This window comes from Scandinavium manionii (genome assembly GCF_024764775.1).
Lineage (GTDB): Bacteria > Pseudomonadota > Gammaproteobacteria > Enterobacterales > Enterobacteriaceae > Scandinavium > Scandinavium manionii.
On the sequence record NZ_JALIGC010000019.1, the window covers coordinates 1 to 1,535 of the forward strand.

The window sequence follows — 1,535 nt, forward strand, 5'->3', positions numbered from 1 at the left end:
TGAATCGAAAGAAACATCTTCGGGTTGTGAGGTTAAGCGACTAAGCGTACACGGTGGATGCCCTGGCAGTCAGAGGCGATGAAGGGCGTGCTAATCTGCGATAAGCGTCGGCGAGGTGATATGAACCTGTGACCCGGCGATACCCGAATGGGGAAACCCAGTGTGTTTCGACACACTATCATTAAGTGAATACATAGCTTAATGAGGCGAACCGGGGGAACTGAAACATCTAAGTACCCCGAGGAAAAGAAATCAACCGAGATTCCCCCAGTAGCGGCGAGCGAACGGGGAGGAGCCCAGAGTCTGAATCAGCGCGCGTGTTAATGGAACGGTCTGGAAAGTCCGGCGATACAGGGTGATAGCCCCGTACATGAAAATGCACGCGTTGTGAACTCGAAGAGTAGGGCGGGACACGTGGTATCCTGTCTGAATATGGGGGGACCATCCTCCAAGGCTAAATACTCCTGACTGACCGATAGTGAACCAGTACCGTGAGGGAAAGGCGAAAAGAACCCCGGCGAGGGGAGTGAAAAAGAACCTGAAACCGTGTACGTACAAGCAGTGGGAGCCTCTTTTATGGGGTGACTGCGTACCTTTTGTATAATGGGTCAGCGACTTATATTCTGTAGCAAGGTTAACCGAATAGGGGAGCCGAAGGGAAACCGAGTCTTAACTGGGCGTTAAGTTGCAGGGTATAGACCCGAAACCCGGTGATCTAGCCATGGGCAGGTTGAAGGTTGGGTAACACTAACTGGAGGACCGAACCGACTAATGTTGAAAAATTAGCGGATGACTTGTGGCTGGGGGTGAAAGGCCAATCAAACCGGGAGATAGCTGGTTCTCCCCGAAAGCTATTTAGGTAGCGCCTCGTGAACTCATCTTCGGGGGTAGAGCACTGTTTCGGCTAGGGGGTCATCCCGACTTACCAACCCGATGCAAACTACGAATACCGAAGAATGTTATCACGGGAGACACACGGCGGGTGCTAACGTCCGTCGTGAAGAGGGAAACAACCCAGACCGCCAGCTAAGGTCCCAAAGTCATAGTTAAGTGGGAAACGATGTGGGAAGGCTCAGACAGCCAGGATGTTGGCTTAGAAGCAGCCATCATTTAAAGAAAGCGTAATAGCTCACTGGTCGAGTCGGCCTGCGCGGAAGATGTAACGGGGCTAAACTATGCACCGAAGCTGCGGCAGCGACACTATGTGTTGTTGGGTAGGGGAGCGTTCTGTAAGCCGTTGAAGGTGGCCTGTGAGGGTAGCTGGAGGTATCAGAAGTGCGAATGCTGACATAAGTAACGATAAAGCGGGTGAAAAGCCCGCTCGCCGGAAGACCAAGGGTTCCTGTCCAACGTTAATCGGGGCAGGGTGAGTCGACCCCTAAGGCGAGGCCGAAAGGCGTAGTCGATGGGAAACAGGTTAATATTCCTGTACTTGGTGTTACTGCGAAGGGGGGACGGAGAAGGCTATGTTATCCGGGCGACGGTTGTCCCGGTTTAAGCATGTAGGCGGAGAGTTTAGGTAAATCCGGACTCTT

Annotated in this window: 1 rRNA gene; it reads left to right on the forward strand. The window is 52.6% G+C overall.

Annotated features, from left to right (window positions below):
• Positions 1-30 precede the first annotated feature (30 nt).
• Positions 31-1,535: ribosomal RNA gene (locus MUU51_RS00120) — 23S ribosomal RNA — on the forward strand; the annotation flags it as partial.